Origin of the sequence: Roseovarius sp. B08, assembly GCF_051417955.1 — a bacterium.
Taxonomy (GTDB): Bacteria; Pseudomonadota; Alphaproteobacteria; order Rhodobacterales; family Rhodobacteraceae; genus Roseovarius.
In genome coordinates this window covers 1,758,502-1,777,640 of record NZ_JBPRLW010000001.1, presented here as the reverse complement: position 1 = coordinate 1,777,640, position 19,139 = coordinate 1,758,502, and the positions used below count along the sequence as shown (strand labels likewise).

General features: G+C 65.1%; 19 protein-coding genes and 2 pseudogenes. 9 read left to right on the top strand and 12 right to left on the bottom strand.

Annotated features, from left to right (window positions below):
* The 5 genes and pseudogenes from ACSQ76_RS09050 (at window position 1) to ACSQ76_RS09030 (ending at window position 5,609) form a co-directional block, all read left to right on the top strand.
* Entirely contained in the window at window positions 1-1,200 is a 1,200-nt protein-coding gene (locus tag ACSQ76_RS09050; RefSeq protein WP_437156321.1) for a branched-chain amino acid ABC transporter permease, read from the top strand.
* Window positions 1,201-1,212: 12 nt separating this feature from the next.
* A pseudogene (locus tag ACSQ76_RS09045) lies at window positions 1,213-1,967 on the top strand (ABC transporter ATP-binding protein).
* 116 nt (window positions 1,968-2,083) lie between these two features.
* Window positions 2,084-2,839: an ABC transporter ATP-binding protein gene (locus ACSQ76_RS09040; RefSeq protein WP_437156320.1), complete on the top strand. Its 756-nt coding sequence runs from the start codon at window positions 2,084-2,086 to the stop codon at window positions 2,837-2,839.
* 165 nt (window positions 2,840-3,004) lie between these two features.
* On the top strand, window positions 3,005-4,954 hold the full coding sequence (gene acs / locus ACSQ76_RS09035) for an acetate--CoA ligase (protein ID WP_437156319.1): 1,950 nt from the start codon (window positions 3,005-3,007) through the stop codon (window positions 4,952-4,954).
* A 103-nt stretch (window positions 4,955-5,057) separates the two neighbouring features.
* Window positions 5,058-5,609 carry a hypothetical protein gene (locus ACSQ76_RS09030; RefSeq protein WP_437156318.1) on the top strand — a complete coding sequence of 184 codons (552 nt, stop codon included), beginning with the start codon at window positions 5,058-5,060 and terminating at the stop codon, window positions 5,607-5,609.
* A gap of 61 nt (window positions 5,610-5,670) precedes the next feature.
* On the opposite strand, the gene ACSQ76_RS09025 is transcribed toward ACSQ76_RS09030, so the two are convergent.
* Window positions 5,671-6,657, bottom strand: coding sequence for a DMT family transporter (locus ACSQ76_RS09025; RefSeq protein ID WP_437156317.1), 987 nt, complete (start codon window positions 6,655-6,657; stop codon window positions 5,671-5,673).
* Window positions 6,658-6,765: 108 nt separating this feature from the next.
* Between ACSQ76_RS09025 and ACSQ76_RS09020 the strand changes: the two genes are divergently transcribed.
* The gene (locus ACSQ76_RS09020; RefSeq protein ID WP_437156316.1) at window positions 6,766-7,812 is read left to right on the top strand and encodes a DMT family transporter; all 1,047 of its coding nucleotides are present in this window, start codon (window positions 6,766-6,768) and stop codon (window positions 7,810-7,812) included.
* Window positions 7,813-7,869: 57 nt separating this feature from the next.
* Window positions 7,870-8,133: a glycine zipper 2TM domain-containing protein gene (locus ACSQ76_RS09015; protein ID WP_306130540.1), complete on the top strand. Its 264-nt coding sequence runs from the start codon at window positions 7,870-7,872 to the stop codon at window positions 8,131-8,133.
* A 72-nt stretch (window positions 8,134-8,205) separates the two neighbouring features.
* Here ACSQ76_RS09015 and queF read toward each other — a convergent pair whose 3' ends face one another.
* The 9 genes from queF to ACSQ76_RS08970 all read right to left on the bottom strand — a co-directional run bounded on the left by queF (window position 8,206) and on the right by ACSQ76_RS08970 (window position 15,519).
* Window positions 8,206-8,670, bottom strand: a complete 465-nt coding sequence (gene queF, locus ACSQ76_RS09010) for a preQ(1) synthase (protein ID WP_437156315.1) — start codon at window positions 8,668-8,670, stop codon at window positions 8,206-8,208.
* A gap of 11 nt (window positions 8,671-8,681) precedes the next feature.
* Window positions 8,682-9,428, bottom strand: coding sequence for a 7-carboxy-7-deazaguanine synthase QueE (gene queE, locus ACSQ76_RS09005; RefSeq protein WP_437156314.1), 747 nt, complete (start codon window positions 9,426-9,428; stop codon window positions 8,682-8,684).
* Window positions 9,407-9,763 (bottom strand): 6-pyruvoyl trahydropterin synthase family protein, encoded by a 357-nt coding sequence (locus ACSQ76_RS09000; protein ID WP_437156313.1) that lies wholly within the window; start codon window positions 9,761-9,763, stop codon window positions 9,407-9,409. Before ACSQ76_RS09000 ends, queE begins: the two co-directional genes overlap by 22 nt.
* On the bottom strand, window positions 9,763-10,455 hold the full coding sequence (gene queC, locus ACSQ76_RS08995; RefSeq protein WP_437156312.1) for a 7-cyano-7-deazaguanine synthase QueC: 693 nt from the start codon (window positions 10,453-10,455) through the stop codon (window positions 9,763-9,765). The genes ACSQ76_RS09000 and queC overlap by 1 nt, the downstream gene beginning before the upstream one ends.
* 49 nt (window positions 10,456-10,504) lie before the next feature.
* Window positions 10,505-11,893, bottom strand: a complete 1,389-nt coding sequence (locus tag ACSQ76_RS08990) for an MATE family efflux transporter (RefSeq protein WP_437156311.1) — start codon at window positions 11,891-11,893, stop codon at window positions 10,505-10,507.
* Window positions 11,894-12,007: 114 nt separating this feature from the next.
* Window positions 12,008-12,925, bottom strand: a complete 918-nt coding sequence (locus ACSQ76_RS08985) for a nickel/cobalt transporter (RefSeq protein WP_437156310.1) — start codon at window positions 12,923-12,925, stop codon at window positions 12,008-12,010.
* A complete protein-coding gene (locus tag ACSQ76_RS08980) occupies window positions 12,910-14,574 on the bottom strand; it encodes a DUF1007 family protein (RefSeq protein ID WP_437156309.1) in 1,665 nt (554 codons plus the stop codon). The genes ACSQ76_RS08985 and ACSQ76_RS08980 overlap by 16 nt, the downstream gene beginning before the upstream one ends.
* The gene (locus tag ACSQ76_RS08975; RefSeq protein ID WP_437156308.1) at window positions 14,574-15,071 is read right to left on the bottom strand and encodes a toxin-activating lysine-acyltransferase; all 498 of its coding nucleotides are present in this window, start codon (window positions 15,069-15,071) and stop codon (window positions 14,574-14,576) included. The genes ACSQ76_RS08980 and ACSQ76_RS08975 overlap by 1 nt, the downstream gene beginning before the upstream one ends.
* 136 nt (window positions 15,072-15,207) lie before the next feature.
* Window positions 15,208-15,519, bottom strand: coding sequence for an ETC complex I subunit (locus ACSQ76_RS08970; RefSeq protein ID WP_306129599.1), 312 nt, complete (start codon window positions 15,517-15,519; stop codon window positions 15,208-15,210).
* A gap of 136 nt (window positions 15,520-15,655) precedes the next feature.
* On the opposite strand from ACSQ76_RS08970, the gene ACSQ76_RS08965 reads away from it, so the two are divergent.
* Both ACSQ76_RS08965 and uvrB read left to right on the top strand, forming a co-directional pair.
* Window positions 15,656-16,186: a superoxide dismutase family protein gene (locus tag ACSQ76_RS08965; protein ID WP_437156307.1), complete on the top strand. Its 531-nt coding sequence runs from the start codon at window positions 15,656-15,658 to the stop codon at window positions 16,184-16,186.
* 75 nt (window positions 16,187-16,261) lie between these two features.
* Window positions 16,262-18,461, top strand: a pseudogene (gene uvrB / locus ACSQ76_RS08960) (excinuclease ABC subunit UvrB).
* Between the two features lie 57 nt (window positions 18,462-18,518).
* Here uvrB and ACSQ76_RS08955 read toward each other — a convergent pair.
* A complete protein-coding gene (locus ACSQ76_RS08955; RefSeq protein ID WP_437156306.1) occupies window positions 18,519-18,788 on the bottom strand; it encodes a hypothetical protein in 270 nt (89 codons plus the stop codon).
* Window positions 18,789-18,790: 2 nt separating this feature from the next.
* Window positions 18,791-19,108, bottom strand: a complete 318-nt coding sequence (locus tag ACSQ76_RS08950) for an antibiotic biosynthesis monooxygenase family protein (protein WP_437156305.1) — start codon at window positions 19,106-19,108, stop codon at window positions 18,791-18,793.
* Window positions 19,109-19,139: the final 31 nt, after the last annotated feature.

Here is a 19,139-nt window from a genome sequence, read left to right as displayed (position 1 = left end):
ATGCTCGGTCTGGACAAGAAAGACTTCCGCCTGCTGCTGATCGTCATCGCGATCACCCTGCTGGCGCCATTCATCCTCAACCCCTTCCCCGAAGGCTCGGGCATGGCGCAATTCAACGCGGGCTATCCCGACCTGATGCAGCGCTTCGTGATCTACGGGATCTTCGCCATCGGCTTCAACATCCTCTTCGGCCTGACGGGCTACCTCTCCTTCGGCCATGCCGCCTTTCTCGGGGTGGGCTCCTACGCCGCGATCTGGATGATGAAGCTGGTCACGCTCAACGTGATCCCGGCGATCATCCTCGGCGTGATCATTGCGGGCCTCTTCGCACTGGCGGTGGGATACATCTCGCTGCGGCGCTCGGGGATCTACTTCTCGATCCTGACGCTCGCCTTCGCGCAGATGTCCTACGCCCTGGCCTATTCGGTCCTGACGCCGATCACCGGCGGCGAGACCGGGTTGCAGATCAAGGCCACCGACAGCCCGCTCCTGTCGAACCTTGAGCCGGGCCAGATCGGCCGCGCCAACCTCTTCGGAATGGACATGCGCGCGGGCTTCGATCTGTCGTTCGGCGACTGGCTCTTCACCATCAACGCGGGCTACTACATCGCAGCCGTGTTCATGATCCTCGCCTTCTACCTGTCGATCCGCATCTTCCGCTCGCCCTTCGGCACCATGCTGCGGGCGGTCAAATCAAACCAGACGCGGATGTACTACACCGGCCTCAACGCGCGGCCCTACACGCTGGCGGCCTTCGTGATCTCGGGCATGTATGCCGGTCTCGCCGGTGGCCTTCTGGTGGCGATGGACACCCAGGCCGGTCCCGAACGTATGTTCTGGACCGCCAGCGGAGAGGTCGTCCTGATGACCATCCTCGGCGGCGCGGGCACGCTCATCGGCCCCGTCCTCGGCTCCGGCGCGATCAAGTACATGGAAAACATCCTGTCGAAGATCAACAAGGACATCCTGCACGAATGGTTCGCCTTCATGCCCGACGGGCTAGAGGATTTCGTCATCACCATCGTCTACCCCTTCATCGGCAAGGGCTGGCACCTGACGCTGGGCCTGATCTTCATGGCCGTCGTCATCTTCCTGCCCGGCGGCCTGGTCGAGGGCGGACAGCGCATCGGCCGTCTGCTCCGGGGCAAGAAGGCTAACCCGAACGACGACAAAGCCACCCAATCCACCCCGGCCGAATAAGGAGCGACGACAATGGGAATTCTTGAAGTCAAGAACGTCAACAAGCGCTTCGGCGGCCTTCAGGCCCTGGGGGACGTGAACCTCAGCGTGGCGGAAAACAGCTGCCACGCCATCATCGGCCCAAACGGCGCGGGCAAGTCCACGCTCCTGAACTGCCTGATCGGCAAACTGATCCCCGACACCGGTTCCGTCATGTTCGACGGCCAGTCGGTGCTGGGCCGCAAGCCCTATCAGATCAACCAGATGGGCATTTCCCGCGTGTTCCAGACGCCCGAGATCTTCGGCGACCTTACGGTTTTGGAAAACATGATGATCCCGATCTTCGCGCGACGCGACGGCGCATTCCGGATGCACGCGCTGGAGAACACGATGGACGAAAAACACATCGTCGAGCAGGCCGAGGACATGCTCGAAAGCCTCAACCTCGCCGATTCCCGCCACGACCATGCCGCGGCCATGTCTCGCGGCAACAAGCGGCGGCTGGAAATCGGCATGTGCCTCGCGCAGGAACCGCGCCTCCTGCTCCTGGACGAACCCACCGCAGGCATGGCCCGCGCCGACACCAACAACACCATCGACCTCTTGAAACAGATCAAGGACGAGCGCGACATTACGATCTGCATCATCGAACACGACATGCACGTGGTCTTCTCCCTGGCCGAGCGCATCACCGTCCTGGCCCAGGGCACCCCCTGGTCGAGGACACGCCGGACAAGATCAAGGGCCACCCCAAGGTCCGCGAAGCCTACCTGGGCGAAAGCGCCTGACCGCCATGCCATCGACGCCCCGGACGTGATCCGGGAGCCTGCCCCGGACCTGATCCGGGGCCTCGCCCCCACAGCAAGAGGTCCCGGATCAGGTCCGGGACGGGAGGACACGAAAAATGAACGTCAAACCCGACTTTTCCAAGCACCGCAACCACGCCGAAACCGCCCCCGCCTTCCTGTCGGTCTGGGGGATGCAGGCCTATTACGGCGAAAGCTATATCGTGCAGGACATCTCCTTCAACGTCCACGAGGGCGAGATCCTGGCGCTTCTGGGCCGCAACGGCGCGGGCAAGACCACCACGCTGCGTGCCATCGCCCGGATGGACAACCCACAGCTCGCGCATGGTGAGATCTGGCTCGACCACCAGCCTCTGCACAACATGAAAAGCGCACAGGCCGCCACCTGCGGCATCGGTCTCGTCCCCGAGGACCGCTGCGTCATCCCCGGCCTCACCGTGGAAGAGAACCTGCAACTGGCCCAGATCACTCCGCCCGTCGGCTGGTCCCTCGATCGCCTCTACGAGCTTTTCCCGCGCCTCAAGGAACGCCGCCGCCAGGAAGGCGTGACCCTCTCGGGCGGAGAACAGCAGATGCTCGCCGTTGCCCGCGCGCTGGCGCGCGACATCAAGGTCCTGCTGCTCGACGAACCTTACGAGGGCCTCGCCCCGGTGATCGTCGACGAGATCGAAAAGACCCTGCGCATCATCAAGGAACAGGGCATCACCACCATCCTCGTCGAACAGAATGCCGTGCGCGCCCTCGAACTCGCCGATCGCTGCATCATCCTGGATACCGGCAGCATCGCCTTCGACGGCACCGCGTCCGAGGTGCTGGAAAACGAAAGCCTGCGGGCCGAATATCTGGCCATCTGACGCGGACATCCGCCACGGCACGTCGATGACACTCCGACAAGCCGGCCCGGGAAATCTTTGATTCAGGTTTTCGGCGAAACGCTCTAGGTTGCCATCCGGAGAAGGCCCGTCCCGCAGGGGCTGGGCGGGCCGGAAAGACACGCAAGACCAAGTAAGGGAGGAACCATGTCCGACAAAACCTATCCGCCCAGTGCCGATTTCGCGGCGCACGCGCATGTCGACGCGGCGAAGTATGACGAGATGTACGCCGCCTCGATCGAGGACCCCGAGGCGTTCTGGGGCGCGCAAGGCAAGCGCATCGACTGGATCAGGCCCTACTCCCGCGTGAAGGATGTCGATTACACCTACGGCAACGTTTCCATCAAGTGGTTCGAGGACGGCACGCTCAACGTCGCCGCCAACTGCATCGACCGCCACCTTGCGGACCGCGCCGACCAGACCGCCATCATCTGGGAACCCGACGACCCCTCCGAGGACGCCCAGCACATCACCTACCGCCAGCTGCATGCCGAGACCTGCCGCATGGCCAACGTGCTCAAGAACCTCGGCGTCGGCAAGGGCGACCGCGTCGTGCTCTACCTGCCGATGATCCCCGAGGCGGCCTATGCCATGCTCGCCTGCGCCCGCATCGGCGCCATCCATTCCATCGTCTTCGCCGGCTTTTCCCCCGACGCGCTCGGCGCCCGGGTCGACGGCTGCGATGCCAAGCTCGTCATCACCGCCGACACCGCCCCCCGCGGCGGCCGCGTGACCAAGCTCAAGGACAACGTCAACCAGGCGCTGCGCCGCGACTTCGACGAGGTCAAGTGCCTCGTCGTCAAGCGCACCGGCGACCAGATCGCCTGGCGCGACGGGCTCGATTTCTGGCTGCACGAAGAGGCCGAACGCGTCGAGGACACCTGCGAGCCGGCCGAGATGAACGCCGAGGACCCGCTCTTCATCCTCTACACCTCGGGCTCCACCGGCCAGCCCAAGGGCGTCGTGCACACCACCGGCGGCTATCTGGTTTACGCCGCCATGACGCACGAGATCACCTTCGACTACCACGAGGGCGACGTCTACTGGTGCACCGCCGATGTGGGCTGGGTCACCGGCCACAGCTACATCGTCTACGGCCCGCTCGCCAACGGCGCCACCACGCTGATGTTCGAGGGCGTGCCGACCTACCCGGATGCCTCCCGCTTCTGGCAGGTCTGCGAAAAGCACAAGGTCAACCAGTTCTACACCGCCCCCACCGCCATCCGCGCCCTCATGGGCCAGGGCGACGAATATGTTACCAAGTGCGATCTGAGCGATCTCAAGCTGCTGGGCACCGTGGGCGAGCCGATTAACCCCGAGGCCTGGAACTGGTACCACAACGTGGTCGGCGGCGGGCGCTGCCCCATCGTCGACACCTGGTGGCAGACCGAGACCGGCGGTCACCTGATGACCCCCCTGCCCGGCGCCCACGCCACCAAGCCGGGGGCTGCGATGAAGCCCTTCTTCGGCCTGAAGTTCGAGGTGCTGGACCCTGAATCCGGCAAAACGGTCCAGGGCAACCCCGCCGAGGGTGTCCTGTGCATCGCCGACAGCTGGCCCGGGCAGATGCGCACCGTCTGGGGCGATCACGAGCGCTTCATGAACACCTATTTCCAGCAATACAAGGGCTACTACTTCACCGGCGACGGCTGCCGCCGGGACGCGGACGGCGACTACTGGATCACCGGCCGCGTCGACGACGTGATCAACGTCTCCGGCCACCGCATGGGCACGGCCGAAGTGGAGAGCGCCCTCGTCGCCCACTCCAAGGTCTCCGAGGCCGCCGTGGTGGGCTACCCGCACGACATCAAGGGCCAGGGCATCTACTGCTACGTCACGCTGATGTCGGGCGAGGAACCCACCGAGGAGCTGCGCAAGGAGTTGCAGGACTGGGTCCGCCAGGAGATCGGCCCCATCGCCAAGCCGGACCTGATCCAATGGGCCCCCGGCCTGCCCAAGACCCGCTCCGGCAAGATCATGCGCCGCATCCTGCGCAAGATCGCCGAGGACGATTACGGCGCATTGGGCGACACCTCCACCCTCGCCGACCCCTCCGTCGTCGACGACCTCATCGACAACAGGATGAACAAAAGCTGAGCTCGTAGGGTGGGCATTCTGCCCACCTCCTCGAAGGGCCGGTGCCACGGGCATCGGCCCTTTCACGTGGCTCGTCACCGTCGCGTCGGTCAAAGCCGGCAGTGTGAACGCACAGCGCACAACTGGAAAAGCGGCAGGAACGGGACTATCCTTTGCTCCCAGAAAACCCGTCGGAGGATCCCCCATCGCCCAGCCCATCCGCGCCCTGATCTCTGCCGCCCTCCTTTCCGCGACGCCCGCGCTGGCCGAACAGCCGGTCTCGGGTCAGCTGGGCGAAGGCAAGCCCAACGACATCCGTCTCGAGATGTCGCGCAATGACGACGGAACCATCGCGCTCTCGCAGACCGAGTTCCGCCTGGCCCATGGCGGATATTACCGCCTCAACGTGATCTGCCCGCAGGCGGTCACGCCCGAGACCGGCTTGCACTTCGAGTCCCCCCAACTGATGGAGAACGCGCATATCAGGGTCCTGTCGGTCCTCGAAAGCGAAATGGAATTCTACGCCCAGGGCCTCAGCTTTCGCGCCATCCAGTGCGACGGCAAGGGCGGCGCGAGGTTCAGCTTTCATCCCATGCGCAAGGGCGAATATCCGTTCTTGGTCAAGGACCATTCCGACCCGCCGCAAGAGGCACGCGGGCGGTTCATAGTCGACTGACTCAGCCACAGGCCCGCGGGACCGCCGCGGCCCGACCCGGCTTTGTGCCGCCGCCTGATGGCTAGCCGGCCTTGCGCGTCGCCAGCACCACGCCGAGCCCCGCCACCACCATTCCGCTCCAGGCCACGGGCGGCATCACCTCGCCCACCATGGCCCACGCGATCACCGCCGCCAGTGGCGGCACCAGGAAAAAGAGCGCCGACACCCTGGCCACGTCGCCCACCCGGATCATCGCCAAGAGCAGCCCCACCGCGACCAGCGAGTTGCCCACCACCAGGTAGAAGAGCACGCCCACAAAGGGCCAGCTCCATGTGACCGACAGGTCGTCCTGCATCGCCAGCAGCGGCAGTACGCCCAAAAACCCTGCGGCATATCCGACCAGGTTCGAGGTCACCGGATGATGCCGCAGCCCGAACCGCTTTTCCCAAAGCGACGCCGCGACGATCCCCGCAAGGCCGATCATCGCAAAGACAAAGCCCATGAAGCTCGGCGGCTCCACCGCCGAGCGTGCGCCGATCACCACCGCGGCTCCGATCAGCCCCAGGATCAGCCCGCCCCACTGCCTCCAGCCCACGCGCTCGCCCGTCCAGCGCGGCGCGATCAGCGCCACCAAGACCGGTTGCAGCGTCATCAAGAGCGCCAACGTCCCCACTGCCACACCCGCGTCCAGCGCGCAGTACGACATGCCGAAATAGACCGACTGGATCAGAAGGCCGACGATGGCCAGATGCCCCCATTCCGCCCGGCTTTGCGGCAAGGGCGGGCGCAGCGCCGCCCACAGCACCGCCATGGCCACCACCACCAGCGCGAACCGCAGTGCCAGGATCGTCATCGGCGCGGCATAGTCCAGCCCGACCTTCGCCACGCCATAGCCTCCCGACCACAGCAAAAGAAAGATGACCGGCGCGAGCCGCAGCCAGACGGGGCGGTCTGATGACATGAACGGGGCGAGGTCCTTAGGGTTGATCCGCAAATCGTTATGGGCCGACAGCGCCCCGAGGGACAGCGCTTTCTGCCTGCCGGCCACGAACGGGGGCGGTCGCTGCATGGCTGTCCCGTTCACGACACCGGGTCGCGAACAGGCAAGACAGAACACACCCTTCGCCACAAGCTTTCCCTCGGCCAGCCCTGGGCCGCCGGAAAGAGGGACAATCCGATGCCGACAGACATGCCCTCTGCGTCGCGGCGCGCGCCTCTGCCGTTGGCGCCGGGTACGGTGCAGGGCATCCTCTGCGTTGAGATCGGCATGCTGTTCTTCGTCGGACAGGACGCGCTGATGAAAGTGCTTCTGTCCAGTTATCCGATATGGATGCTGCTCTTTGCCCGCTCGCTCATCTCCGTCGCCGTGCTCGTGCCGCTCATTCTGTGGCTGGGCGGTCCGCACCGCCTGCTGACGCCGCTCTGGCCGGTCCACATGCTGCGCGGCGGGCTCTTCGCCGCGGGTTTCGCGCTGTTTTACGCGGCCTTTCCATTCATGGGCCTGGCCGAGGTCTCGACCATCTTCTTTTCCGCGCCGCTGATCGTCGCCGTTCTGGCCGCCCTGTGGCTGCGCGAGCAGATCGGACGACACCGTATCGCGGCCCTGGGCGCTGGCTTCGCCGGTGTCGTTATCGCGATCAATCCCACCACCCAGGGCCTCTCCTGGGTCTCGGTCCTGCCGCTGGGCTGCGCCATGTTCTATGCCGTGGGTCAGGTCCTGGCCCGAAAGATCGGCGATCGCGAAACCTCGCTGACGCTGGGTCTGCACACGCTGCTCTTCGCCGGCATCTTCATCCTGCCGTTGGGTGGGCTGGTCAACCTCCTGCTGCCCGAGGTCGCCACGCATCCGCATCTCGCGATGCGTCTGCCCGCCACAATTTCGGTGGACTGGCCGATGATCGCCCTCCTGGGCTTGGCCGGCATGCTGGGCTATATCTTTCTATCCCGCGCCTATCAGGTGGCCTCCGCCAGCCTCGTGGCGCCCTTCGACTACAGCTACCTGCCGATCGCCACCTTGTTGGGCTACCTCGTCTGGAACGAGGTTCCTCCCGTGGCCACCTTGTGGGGCATGGGCCTGGTCGTCGGCTCCGGTCTCTATCTCGGCTACCGCGAGTTGCGCGCCACCCGGCACAGCGCGGACCCGGCCCTTGTCGGCGAAAGCGTTTTTCCGCCGACAGCCGTGCCCCTTACGCAGATTCACGCGGATGAAAATGATGTGACCTGAAATGGAACCCTTGGGCTCTAAAATCGTTATGGGTACAGCAAAAGGAAGAGGACCCACATGAAAACCAAGATTACCGCTTTTGTCACCGCAGCCGCTCTGACCGTGACCGCCTGCGACACGATGACCGAAGAAGAACAAGGCGCCCTGATCGGTGCCGGTGCCGGCGCTGTCGCGGCACAGGCGTTTGACGCCAACCTCGGCTGGACCGTGGTGACCGCCGCAGCTGGCGCAGCTGCCGGTGCCCTGATTGCCCGCAACCAGCGCACCAATCAGTGTGCCTATGCGGACGGCCGTGGCGGCTACGTGACGCGCCCCTGCTAACCACCAGAAAATTCTAAGAAACGAATTTTCCGGCCCCACATTCTTCGCACGAAGAATGTGGGGTTTTCCGTTTCAGCCCCGCCCACGATAGGGCGGCACTCCCTGGTCGGGCACCCAGACGCCTGCGGGCATCTCGCCCGTCTGCCAGAACACGTCGATGGGGATGCCCCCGCGGGGATACCAGTACCCCCCGATCCGCAGCCACTGCGGCGCGAGAAAGTCCACCAGCCGCCGCGCGATCGAGATCGTGCAATCCTCGTGAAACGCCCCGTGGTTGCGGAAGCTTGTGAGAAAAAGCTTCAGCGACTTGCTTTCCACCAGCCACTTGCCCGGAACATAGTCGATGACCAGATGGGCGAAATCCGGCTGTCCGGTCATCGGGCACAATGACGTGAATTCCGGCACCGTGAACCGCACGTTGTAGGCCACGTCCGCCTGCGGGTTCTCGACCCGCTCCAACTCGGCCTCTTCCGGACTTTGCGGCACTTTCGTTTCACCGCCCAGCTGCTTGAGATCCTTGTAAATATCCTCGGCCATTTCGTCCTCTTTCAGACCCCGCGCATGTTGCCCCACAGGGTCACATGCAATTGCGGCAACACCCGCGCGTCATACCATTTCTCTTCGGTCACACGGGCAACCAGCCAGCGCATCCGCGCCTCCAGCCCTTCACGATCGACCGTCGCCGTGTCGTCATCAGGTGGCGGCGGCGTATGGTTGCCCGGCTGCAGGTAGACGGGCAGCTGCGGAAACATCGCCGCGGCCTCGCGGGCATAGGCAAAATCCGCCTCGTCGAACACCACCAGCTTCAGGATCGTCTGCGTGCCCTGTCCCGCCTCGACGCATTCGGCCACCAGCCCCCAGTCGGTCAGCATCCCGCTCGACGGCGGCTTGGGCGACAGCACCAGCATGTCCAGTGCCTCGAACCAGCCGCGCACGACCGAGCCTTGGGTTTCCATGGCAAAATAACAGCCCTGTTGCTGCCCCAGCCGGATCAGCTCGGCCATCGGCTGGATCGCCGGATTGCCGCCCGACAGCGTCACCAGGATCGGCTTGCCCCCCGACAGGCGCGCCACCTCCTCCATGATCGCCTCGGGCGTCATTGCCTTCCACGTGTCGCGATAGTCGTTGTCCACCGCGTGCATGCTGTCGCACCACGAGCACCGGAAATCACAGCCCCCCGTGCGCACGAACACCGTCGGCTGCCCGATCAGCGCGCCCTCGCCCTGGATCGTCGGCCCGAAAATCTCGGACACGCGAATGAGGCGCTTGTCGCTCACGGCCGATACTCCGCCCATGTCTTCGGCGTCTCGCTCACCTTCACCGCACTCACCTCGGGCCAGCGCGCATGGCACCAGTCGTGAAAATGTTTCGCCAGCCGCTCGGCGGTCACGCAATCGTCTCCCAGAACATCATTCAGGTGCCGGTGATCCAGCGCCTCGTCGACATACCGCTTGAACGCGCCCAGATCGTGGTAATCCCGCACGAACCCGTGCGCGTTCAACGCTTCAGCCCGCAATTCGATCACGACCACATAGTTATGCCCATGCAGCCGCGCGCATTGGTGATCCTCGGGCAACCCATGCAACTGGTGCGACGCGGAAAAGTGAAACTCCTTGGTGATCGTGTACATCACGCCACCCCTGTCGCCGCTTTCCAGAACGCCTCATCCGCATAGGCGGTCGGGTCCGGGACACCCGCCAAATGAAACGCCTCGCGCCGCTCCACGCAGGTGCCGCAGCGCCCGCAATGCACATCCCCGCCCTTGTAACACGACCATGTCTCGGCAAAGGGCGTTCCCCACTTCGCGCCTTCGGTGACGATATCCGCCTTCGACCCCGTCAGGAACGGCGTGTAAAGCTGCAATTCGGCCACGCCCTCCAGTGCCTTGTCCTGCATCGCCTGAAACGCCTCGACAAAACCGGGCCGGCAGTCGGGGTAAATGAAATGATCCCCGCCATGCACGGCGGCCGCCACCGCCTCGGCCTTCTCGGCGGCGGCCATGCCGAACGCGATGGCCAGCATGATCGCGTTGCGGTTCGGCACGATGGTGATCTTCATCGTCTCTTCCGCGTAATGCCCGTCCGGCACGTCCACATCGTCGGTCAGAGCCGAGCCCGACAGAGCCGCGCCCACGCCCGAGATGTCCACAACCCTGTGCGGCACGCCCAGACGGCGCGCACAGGCCGCGGCGAATTCAACTTCCTTCACGTGCCGCTGGCCATAGTCGAAAGACAACAGCCCCCGCAGCGTGCCCTCGCCCGCCACCTTGTGGGCCAGCGACACGGAATCAAGCCCGCCAGAGCAGATCACGATCGTATCCATAGATTTGGTCCTTGTTTTTTAACGCGGGTAGGCTGCGACCGCAGGGTGCTCACCTAGCGGGTTCGGCATCTTCTTGCAAGACCCGCGCCGCCACGTTGCGCGCCGACCACCACCAGAACCGCCACATCAGGAACACGCCCGCGAGAGCCAGCCCCACCGCCAGCCCCAGCCAGATGCCCACGCCGCCCCAGCCCAGCCGGAACCCCATGGCGTAACTGACCGGCACGCCGACGACCCAATAGCTGACGGCGGCGATCCACATCGGCACGCGCGTGTCCTGCACGCCCCGCAACAACCCCAGCGCCATCACCTGCGCGGCGTCCACCAGCTGAAACAGCGCCGCCGCCGCCAACAGTCCGACCCCCACGGCGATCACCGCCGCCCGATCGGGCTCATCGGGGTTCAGGAACGCCGCGATCATCGGCTCCGGCAGCGCCAGGAACAGCACAACCGTCACCGCCGCAAAGGCGCCCGACAGCGCCAGCACCACCTTCGCGCCGTCGCGCAATCCCGGCCCGTCCCCGCGCCCGAACGCGTTGCCCGCCCGGATCGTGGCGGCGTTGCTCAGCCCCACATGCACCATGAAGGTCAGCGAACTCACCTGCAGCGCGATCCCGTGCGCGGCCAGCGCGATCGTGCCCAGCCAGCCCATCATCACCGTCGAGGCCGCGAACAGACCCACCTCGGCCAGGCTGGTGATCCCGATCGGCCATCCCAGGCGAAACACCTGCCCGAACGCTTCCCAATCCGGCCGCCACACCCGGGAAAACAACGCGTGCTCGGGCGTCACCTTCGCGGCATAGACCGCCAGCGCCACGAAGCTCGCGCTCGTCACCACCAGCGACGCCACGGCGGCCCCGCGCACCCCCATCTCCGGCGCGCCCCAGTTGCCGAAGATCAGCGCGTAATTCACCACCACGTTCAGCCCCACGGCCGCTACGGTGACCCACAGCACCACCTGCGTCCGTTCCAGCGCCGCCAGGTGCGATTTCAGCACCATCACCAACAGGGCCGGGAACAACGCGAACCCAACGATCTCGGCATAATCCCCCGCCAGTGCCGCGGTCCCCGCCTCCTGCCCCGTGGCCAGGAACAGCGGCCCCGACCAGATCATCACCGGCAGCGCGCAGGCAGCGAACAGCACGGAGGCCCAGCCTCCCATCCGCGTCACCCGCCGCACCTGCGTCTCGTCTCCGGCGCCTTGCGCCGCCGCGACCAGCGGCATCACCGCCCAGGCAAAGCCCGACCCGAAAATGAACAGCACGAAAAAGAGCGTGCCCCCCAGTACCTCGGCCGCCAGCGCCTCGACCGAGTACCAGCCCAGCATCAGCGCATCCGTGAGCGTGATCGCCATCTGCGCCAGGTGGCTGCCCACCAGCGGAAGCCCCAGCTTCAGCGCGGCGCGCCCGTGCTCGCGATATGTCATCTCCCCGCTCATGGCAAAGCCATTAGAGGGTTTCCCGCGCCGGCAAAACCCCTTTCACCCGGCCCGCACAACGCCGCGCGGCGTCCTACTTTTTCTTGCCCGAAATACTCATGGCGCAGTGGCGCCCTACAGCACCGCCGCTACCAGTTGCAGCGACACCACCGCGATCAGCGCACCGGCGGCAATCTCGATCACCGGCAGGGCCTTGGCCCCCGCCCCGCCCGTGGCCAACCGCGCCAGCACGCCTTGCCGCAGGCTGACAGCCGCCAGGGCCACCACCATGGTGACGCTCGCCGTACCCAGCCCCATGATGAACGCGCCCGCTATGCCCGCCAGGTCGATCCCGAAGCGCCATGTCAGGATCAGCAGGAACAGCGCCCCGGTGCAGGGCCGGATCGCCACCGCACCGACCAGCGCCACCGCCTCGCGCCAGCCATGCACGTTGGCCGCTTCCTCCACGCTCGGCCCGTGCCGGTGCCCGCATGAGGAACACACCCCGTCGTCGTGATCATGTGCATGGTGATGATGTTCGTGCTCGTGGCTTCGCGCCCTGGTCCGCCACAGCTTCATCGCGCCGCGCAGCACCAGCCACAGACCCACCAGCGCGATCGCGCCGTAGCTCGCCGCCGTCAGCGTCCGGTCCGCCAGACCCGTCACCGCCTCGCGCCCCAGCCCCAGCGCGTAAACCCCCGCATAAACCAGAAAAACCGCCGCCGCCGCCTGCACCAGGCTCGACGCCAGCGCAAGGCTTACCAACCGTTTGACCGGCACCGCCCGGCCCACGCCGTACCCGCCGATCAGCAGCTTGCCGTGCCCCGGCCCCGCCGCGTGAAAGAAACCATAGGCAAAACAGATCCCCCACAGACCCAGCAATGCCCCGGCCTCCCCGGCCCGCAACTTCTGCAGATAGCCCGCCATCGACTGCTGCACCTCGCGCTGGCCCTCCAGCGCCCAGGCCTGCAGGTCAGCGGCCCCGCCAAAACCCCACAGCCAGACCGCCAGCGCCGCCACGCCCAGCCCGAGTGCCGTCACGACCCCGCGCACGTCACCTCGGCGGTAAAGGCAAAGTGGACACCCACCTTCGCCTCTTCAAAGAACATCTCGTCATCGCTGTTGCCCATCTCGGCCACCCGCGCATCGGCCGCCTCCTTGTCCGGCGGCATGATCTGCGCCGCGCAGCCGTCGGGCAGGCCGTCCATCCCCACAAGGCTCAGCGCCGCGTAATAATAGGGGTCGTACGGCTGCAGCCGCAGCGTGTCACCCGCGCCAATCTCTACCGCCTCGACCGGCCGACGATGCCGCGTGACCAGCGCCCCGTCCTGCATCCCCACCGACAGCGCCTTTGCCGGACCAAGCTCTACCGCCCGGCCCTCGTGAGTGGCAAAAAGCGCGCCGTCAAATCCCTCGGGCCAGTCCTGAAGGTCGAATCCCAGCAGCACCGTTTTCTCCTCGTCCGTCAGGCTCAGATCGGCGTCGGTATCGAGCCCCCGGTCACTCAGTACCAACATGGTGAACAGCGGGTCGTAAAGCCACGTCACCTCGATTGCATCGACACGCCCTTCCGCATCGGTCTCCAGGGTCAGCGTCACATCGACGAAGACATGCGGATGCGCCCGCGCCATCGGCGCGGCGATCAGGCAGAGAAGAAAGGTCGAGACGCGCCACATGCTCACAAGCTCTAGGCCGAAGCGACCGTCACCGCAAGCACCGCTCGCCCGGCCAGCCGTCAGGTAGCGGCAGGCCGCCAGCCCCCGCCCCCGCAAGACATTCAGGAGTTCAGGCACGTCCGGCATCGCCTTGCGCATCAGCCGCGCCTCGTGCCGCTTCAGCACCGGCCGCGCCGTCTGGCCATAGCTCGTCGGCAGGCTCCGCAGCTCGGGGAACAGCGCCAGCACCTCCTGCCGCGTCTCGTCCCCGAACCCGTTCAGCCCCAACTCGCCGGGAAAGAAGCTTTCGCTGGCGCAACCACTCGATTGAACCACCTGATGGTGGTCGAACAGCAGGTGATGATAGGACACGCGCGGCACCGTCTCCGTGCGCACCCCCTGCCCGTTCTCCAGCAGGCGCACCGGGCACAGCGCCTCCTCCGCGCCGGTCAGCAGCGCCACCGACGGATCGCGGATCAGCAGCCGGTGCTGCGGCGATACCAGGATATCGCGCTCCGGCACCCCCGGCGCCAGCGCATCCTTGCAGATCCGCACCGGCCGGAACGCGGCCATTTCCGGTCCGGCGTAAAGGTCGATTTCCCGGTGCCCCGTCCAGGTCAGCGCCTGCGGCCCGTGATCGCGGGTCAGCACCATGTCGCCCGCCCTCAGGTCCTCCACCGGGCGCGGCCCCAGCGGCGTGTCGATCAGCGTCCCTTTCACGAAACAGGGCGGCTCGTCGGCGCCGTTGATGGTGATTGTTATGGTCGAGCTGCCTCGAGTGGAGTTGACCGTGAACACCTCAGTCAGGGTCTCGCCGCTGTCCAGGGCCTGGATCGCCGCGTTTGAATTGTCGGCGCGGTAGGTCCAGTTGCCGTTTCTGTCGATGACCAGCCGGCTGCCATAGGCGCCGTTGATCGTCGCCGGTGTCCACTGCCCCGCATCTCCCAGCAGCCCGCTGAAATCGATATCGCCGCTCGCGGTCAGGAACCCGCCGACAACGCCCTCGTCCTCGGTCACCTCGCCCGTATCCGGCACCGGAAATCCCATCAGGCCACCGATTTTCCGTCGGCGGCTATGCCGAAGGCGCGCACGCGGTCCCGTGCCCCTGCCCGCAAATCGCCGCGCACCACCTTCCGCGCCGCGCCCGCCTTGCCCAGACGGGCATAATAGAAAGGCTCCTGTGGCGGATCGCGGGCGATATGGCGCGCCACGATCCGTCCGTGATCGAACGGCGCCAGAATATCCAGGAACCACAGGTTTCGCCCGGCGGTCCACTCGGCGGCCTCCGGCGGCGTCCGGTCGAACAGCATCCGCTCGCTGACCTCGTCGCTCAGCCGCGCCCAGATCACCGCGGCACAGACCTGCCCCGCGTCATTGTCGAAAAACCGCACGCAATCCGCGTTCACCGCCGGCACGAAGATCCGCGCCAGCCCCGCACCGGGAAACCGACGGTGGAGCGGGCAGAAGCCCGCAAGGAAATGCAACTTGCCCAGCGCCAGCAACTGCCGGTCGAATTCAGTCGATTCGCCTGAGAGACCGCCCATGCGCGGCCTTGCCTGTTCGTTCCTGCCCATTCCGCCGTTTTTCTGTTTATGTCCGGAATGACAAAACCCTAGGCCAAGGCCGCGAATCGCACAACTACAGATTTATTTTGGACACCCCTGCTCGGCGAATGCGTGCTCAGTGCGTCCACGCCCCGCGCCGGTTGGTCGCAAAGTTCTCGCCATATCCGCCCTTGCGGATGTTGGGCTTGCGCTTGTGCGGCTCGGCCACGACCACGTCGATCCCGTGCTCCTTGGCATAGTCCAGCGCGGCCTCCTTGCTGGCGAACCGCAGCTTGACCTGCGCCTGGGTGTCCGATGAACTGGTCCAGCCCATCAGCGGGTCCACGTCGCGCCCGGTCTCGTTGACATGCTCCAGCACCCAGGTGTTGGTCTTGGCCTGCCCCGACTGTGTGGCGGTGCGCGCTGGCTGGTAGATACGTGCTGGCATGGCGTCTCTCCTGAAATGCGCGCCCGTTATCCCAAAATCAACGTCGCGCGGCAAGGCCACAAATTGGCCCGGCCGCGCGATGGAACCACGCACCGCCGCCACTCGTTTGCAACCCATGTGAACCTAGGAGGACACAATGCGATTTCACCCCATAGCGCACACCACTTTCTTCATGGCGGCAACTGCGCTCGCCACCGCTCCGGCCCTCGCCGACACAGATCAGGGCAATGGCTTCACGGCCCAGGTCGAAGGACCGGATGATGCGATCACCGGCACCGTGCGGATCACCCCTACCGCCTCGGGCGTGATGCTCGTCAGCGTCGACCTCGAAGGCGTCCCGGCCGGAACCCACGGCATCCATATCCACGAGACCGGCGATTGTTCGGCGTCCGATTTCAAATCCGCCGGCGGGCATCTTGCCGGCGATGCCAAGCACGGCGTCCTTGTCGAAGGCGGCCCGCACCCGGGCGATCTGCCCAATGCCGAAGTGGGCGATGACGGCAGGCTCGTGGTCAACCACTTCAATGAACGCCTGACGGCAGAGCAACTCACCGACGACGACGGGGCCGCGTTCATCGTGCATTCGGGCGCCGATGATTACGAGTCGCAGCCCTCGGGAGATGCCGGCTCGCGGATCGCCTGTGGCGTCTTCGAACCCGCCAGCTGAGGCACCGTTCCAGGTGGGGTTGAACTGCCCTGCCGACACATCAAGTATGGGGCGTTAACGAAAGGACCTTCGTTCATGCCCTATGCCCACTCCGACAAGACCACGCCGATGCTGCACGCCCCCGCGCCGGACGTTAAGTCCCGCGAGAAACTGGAGGGTGGCAAGCGCTTCGAAATGGTGACGGAGTTCCTGCCCGCAGGCGACCAGCCCACCGCCATCGCCGAGCTGTCGATGGGTGTCAAAGACGGCGAGCGGGATCAGGTTCTGCTGGGCGCCACGGGCACCGGCAAGACCTACACCATGGCATCGGTGATCGAGGAAACCCAGCGTCCCGCCATCATCCTCGCGCCCAACAAGACCCTCGCCGCCCAGCTCTACGGTGAGTTCAAGAACTTCTTTCCCAACAACGCGGTCGAGTATTTCGTCAGCTATTACGACTACTACCAGCCCGAGGCCTACGTGCCGCGCTCGGACACCTATATCGAGAAGGAATCCCAGATCAACGAACAGATCGACCGGATGCGCCACTCCGCCACCCGGGCGCTGCTGGAGCGCGACGACGTGATCATCGTGGCCTCGGTCTCCTGCATCTACGGCATCGGGTCGGTCGAGACCTACGGCGCCATGACGCAGGACCTCAAGGTGGGCTCCGACTACGACCAGCGCGCCGTCATGGCCGATCTCGTGGCCCAGCAATACCGCCGCAACGACCAGGCCTTCCAGCGCGGCTCCTTCCGGGTGCGCGGCGACAGCCTCGAGATTTTCCCCGCCCACCTGGAAGACCGCGCCTGGAGGCTGAGCTTCTTCGGAGAAGAACTTGAATCCATTACGGAGTTCGATCCCCTGACGGGCGAGAAGACCGATTCTTTCGACCAGATCCGCGTCTACGCCAATTCGCACTACGTGACGCCCAAACCGACGATGCAGCAGGCGATCATCGGCATCAAGAAAGAGCTGCGCACCCGCCTCGACCAACTCGTCGGCGAAGGCAAACTGCTCGAGGCCCAACGCCTCGAGCAACGCACCAATTTCGACATCGAAATGCTCGAGGCGACGGGCGTCTGCAACGGCATCGAGAACTATTCACGCTACCTCACGGGCCGCGCCCCGGGCGAGCCGCCCCCACGCTGTTCGAGTTCATCCCCGACAATGCCATTGTTTTCGCCGACGAATCCCACGTCTCCGTCCCGCAGATCGGCGGCATGTACAAGGGCGACTACCGGCGCAAGTTCACCCTGGCCGAGCACGGCTTCCGCCTGCCCAGTTGCATGGACAACCGCCCGCTGAAGTTCGAGGAATGGGACGCCATGCGCCCGCAATCGGTCTTCGTCTCCGCCACGCCCGCCAAGTGGGAGATCGAGCAGACCGGGGGCGTTTTCACCGAACAGGTGATCCGCCCCACCGGCCTGCTGGACCCGCAGGTCGAAATCCGCCCGGTCGAGATGCAGGTGGATGATTTGCTCGACGAGGTGCGCAAGGTCTCTCAGGCCGGCTACCGCACCCTTGTGACCACGCTGACCAAGCGCATGGCCGAGGACCTGACAGAGTACCTGCACGAACAGGGCATCCGCGTGCGCTACATGCACTCCGACATCGATACCATTGAAAGAATTGAGATTCTTCGCGACCTGCGCCTTGGCGCCTTCGACGTTCTGATCGGCATCAACCTGCTGCGCGAGGGGCTTGATATCCCCGAATGCGGCCTCGTCGCCATTCTGGACGCGGACAAGGAAGGCTTCCTGCGCTCCGAGACCTCGCTGATCCAGACCATCGGCCGCGCCGCGCGCAACGCCGAGGGCCGCGTCATCATGTACGCCGACCGCATGACCGGCAGCATGGAACGCGCCATCGGCGAGACAAACCGCCGCCGCGAAAAGCAGATCGCCTACAATGAAGAACACGGCATAACCCCCGAAACTATCAGGAAAAATGTCGAGGACATCCTGCAAGGTCTCTACAAGGGCGACGTCGATATGAACCGCGTGACGGCCAAGGTCGACAAGCCCCTCGTCGGCGCCAATTTGCAGGCTCATCTGGACGGGCTGCGCACCGAAATGCGCAAGGCGGCCGAGAACCTCGAATTCGAAGAAGCCGCCCGCCTGCGCGACGAGGTCAAACGCCTCGAAGCCGTCGACCTCGCCGTCCACGACGACCCCTGGCCCGTCAGTCCGCGGTCGAGGCCGCGTCGGACGCCGCCACGAAGTCACAGGGGCGCTCGACGGCCGGCAGGCCGGGGCAACGGGGTGGGAATGTGAAGCGGAAGAAGCGAAGTTAACTTTGTGATAATCTTGCCTATGGCATTGTGCGTTTCATGCACAATCGAAACTCGCCTTTATCGCCGGAAATATGGCTGAACGACCTGTTTGCGTCCAAAGCCGTACAGCAAGGCGGTGTGATAAGAAAGGCGCGCGACATTGAGCGTTTCGCAGGAATGGACAGATTTCTGAGCGAGGTTGACAGGCGCGGCTTTCAGGTCGCGGAAAATGCAGGGCAGATCGTCATTTTCTGCAACCGCGCTCCTGTCCGGTGGATTGCGCGCGACGGCCCGCTTTCTTGAAAAGAAAGCGGATCGAAATCTTTTCAAGATTTCGTCCACCGTCACCCTCAAAACACCCCCGCCACCTCGTACATCACCGGCTCGAACCGCGAGCACATGGCCGCAAATTCCCGGTTCCGCCGCCGCATTTCCTCAGACCGCAGCATCGCCTGAAAATCCTCCCTTCGCTCCCACTGCGAGTAATTGGCGATCCGCGTCTGCGCGTCGTTCACATGCAGCGCGGCGGCGATGAAGCCCGTCTGCTTCGAGATGAACTCCGCATAGGCCGCCTCCAGCGCCTCCAGCAAATCCGCGCAGGTTCCGGGCGAGCATTCGAACGTGGTCAAAACGGTCTGGCACGTGGCCCCGGCTTCGATCTTCAACATGGCACATCCTCCTCGACCCAAGCCTAGCACA

Excerpts from the sequence above, each read along its gene's own strand:
- acs (WP_437156319.1), top strand. The coding sequence starts at position 3,005 with ATGTCCGACAAAACCTATCCGCCCAGTGCCGATTTCGCGGCGCACGCG.
- queF (WP_437156315.1), bottom strand. The coding sequence starts at position 8,670 with ATGGCCGAGGATATTTACAAGGATCTCAAGCAGCTGGGCGGTGAAACG.
- ACSQ76_RS08990 (WP_437156311.1), bottom strand. The coding sequence starts at position 11,893 with ATGAGCGGGGAGATGACATATCGCGAGCACGGGCGCGCCGCGCTGAAG.
- ACSQ76_RS09020 (WP_437156316.1), top strand. The coding sequence starts at position 6,766 with ATGCCGACAGACATGCCCTCTGCGTCGCGGCGCGCGCCTCTGCCGTTG.
- ACSQ76_RS08950 (WP_437156305.1), bottom strand. The coding sequence starts at position 19,108 with ATGTTGAAGATCGAAGCCGGGGCCACGTGCCAGACCGTTTTGACCACG.
- ACSQ76_RS08965 (WP_437156307.1), top strand. The coding sequence starts at position 15,656 with ATGCGATTTCACCCCATAGCGCACACCACTTTCTTCATGGCGGCAACT.
- ACSQ76_RS08980 (WP_437156309.1), bottom strand. The coding sequence starts at position 14,574 with ATGGGATTTCCGGTGCCGGATACGGGCGAGGTGACCGAGGACGAGGGC.
- ACSQ76_RS09025 (WP_437156317.1), bottom strand. The coding sequence starts at position 6,657 with ATGCAGCGACCGCCCCCGTTCGTGGCCGGCAGGCAGAAAGCGCTGTCC.
- ACSQ76_RS09015 (WP_306130540.1), top strand. The coding sequence starts at position 7,870 with ATGAAAACCAAGATTACCGCTTTTGTCACCGCAGCCGCTCTGACCGTG.
- ACSQ76_RS08975 (WP_437156308.1), bottom strand. The coding sequence starts at position 15,071 with ATGGGCGGTCTCTCAGGCGAATCGACTGAATTCGACCGGCAGTTGCTG.
- queC (WP_437156312.1), bottom strand. The coding sequence starts at position 10,455 with ATGGATACGATCGTGATCTGCTCTGGCGGGCTTGATTCCGTGTCGCTG.
- ACSQ76_RS08970 (WP_306129599.1), bottom strand. The coding sequence starts at position 15,519 with ATGCCAGCACGTATCTACCAGCCAGCGCGCACCGCCACACAGTCGGGG.
- queE (WP_437156314.1), bottom strand. The coding sequence starts at position 9,428 with ATGGGCGGAGTATCGGCCGTGAGCGACAAGCGCCTCATTCGCGTGTCC.
- ACSQ76_RS09000 (WP_437156313.1), bottom strand. The coding sequence starts at position 9,763 with ATGTACACGATCACCAAGGAGTTTCACTTTTCCGCGTCGCACCAGTTG.
- ACSQ76_RS09040 (WP_437156320.1), top strand. The coding sequence starts at position 2,084 with ATGAACGTCAAACCCGACTTTTCCAAGCACCGCAACCACGCCGAAACC.
- ACSQ76_RS09050 (WP_437156321.1), top strand. The coding sequence starts at position 1 with ATGCTCGGTCTGGACAAGAAAGACTTCCGCCTGCTGCTGATCGTCATC.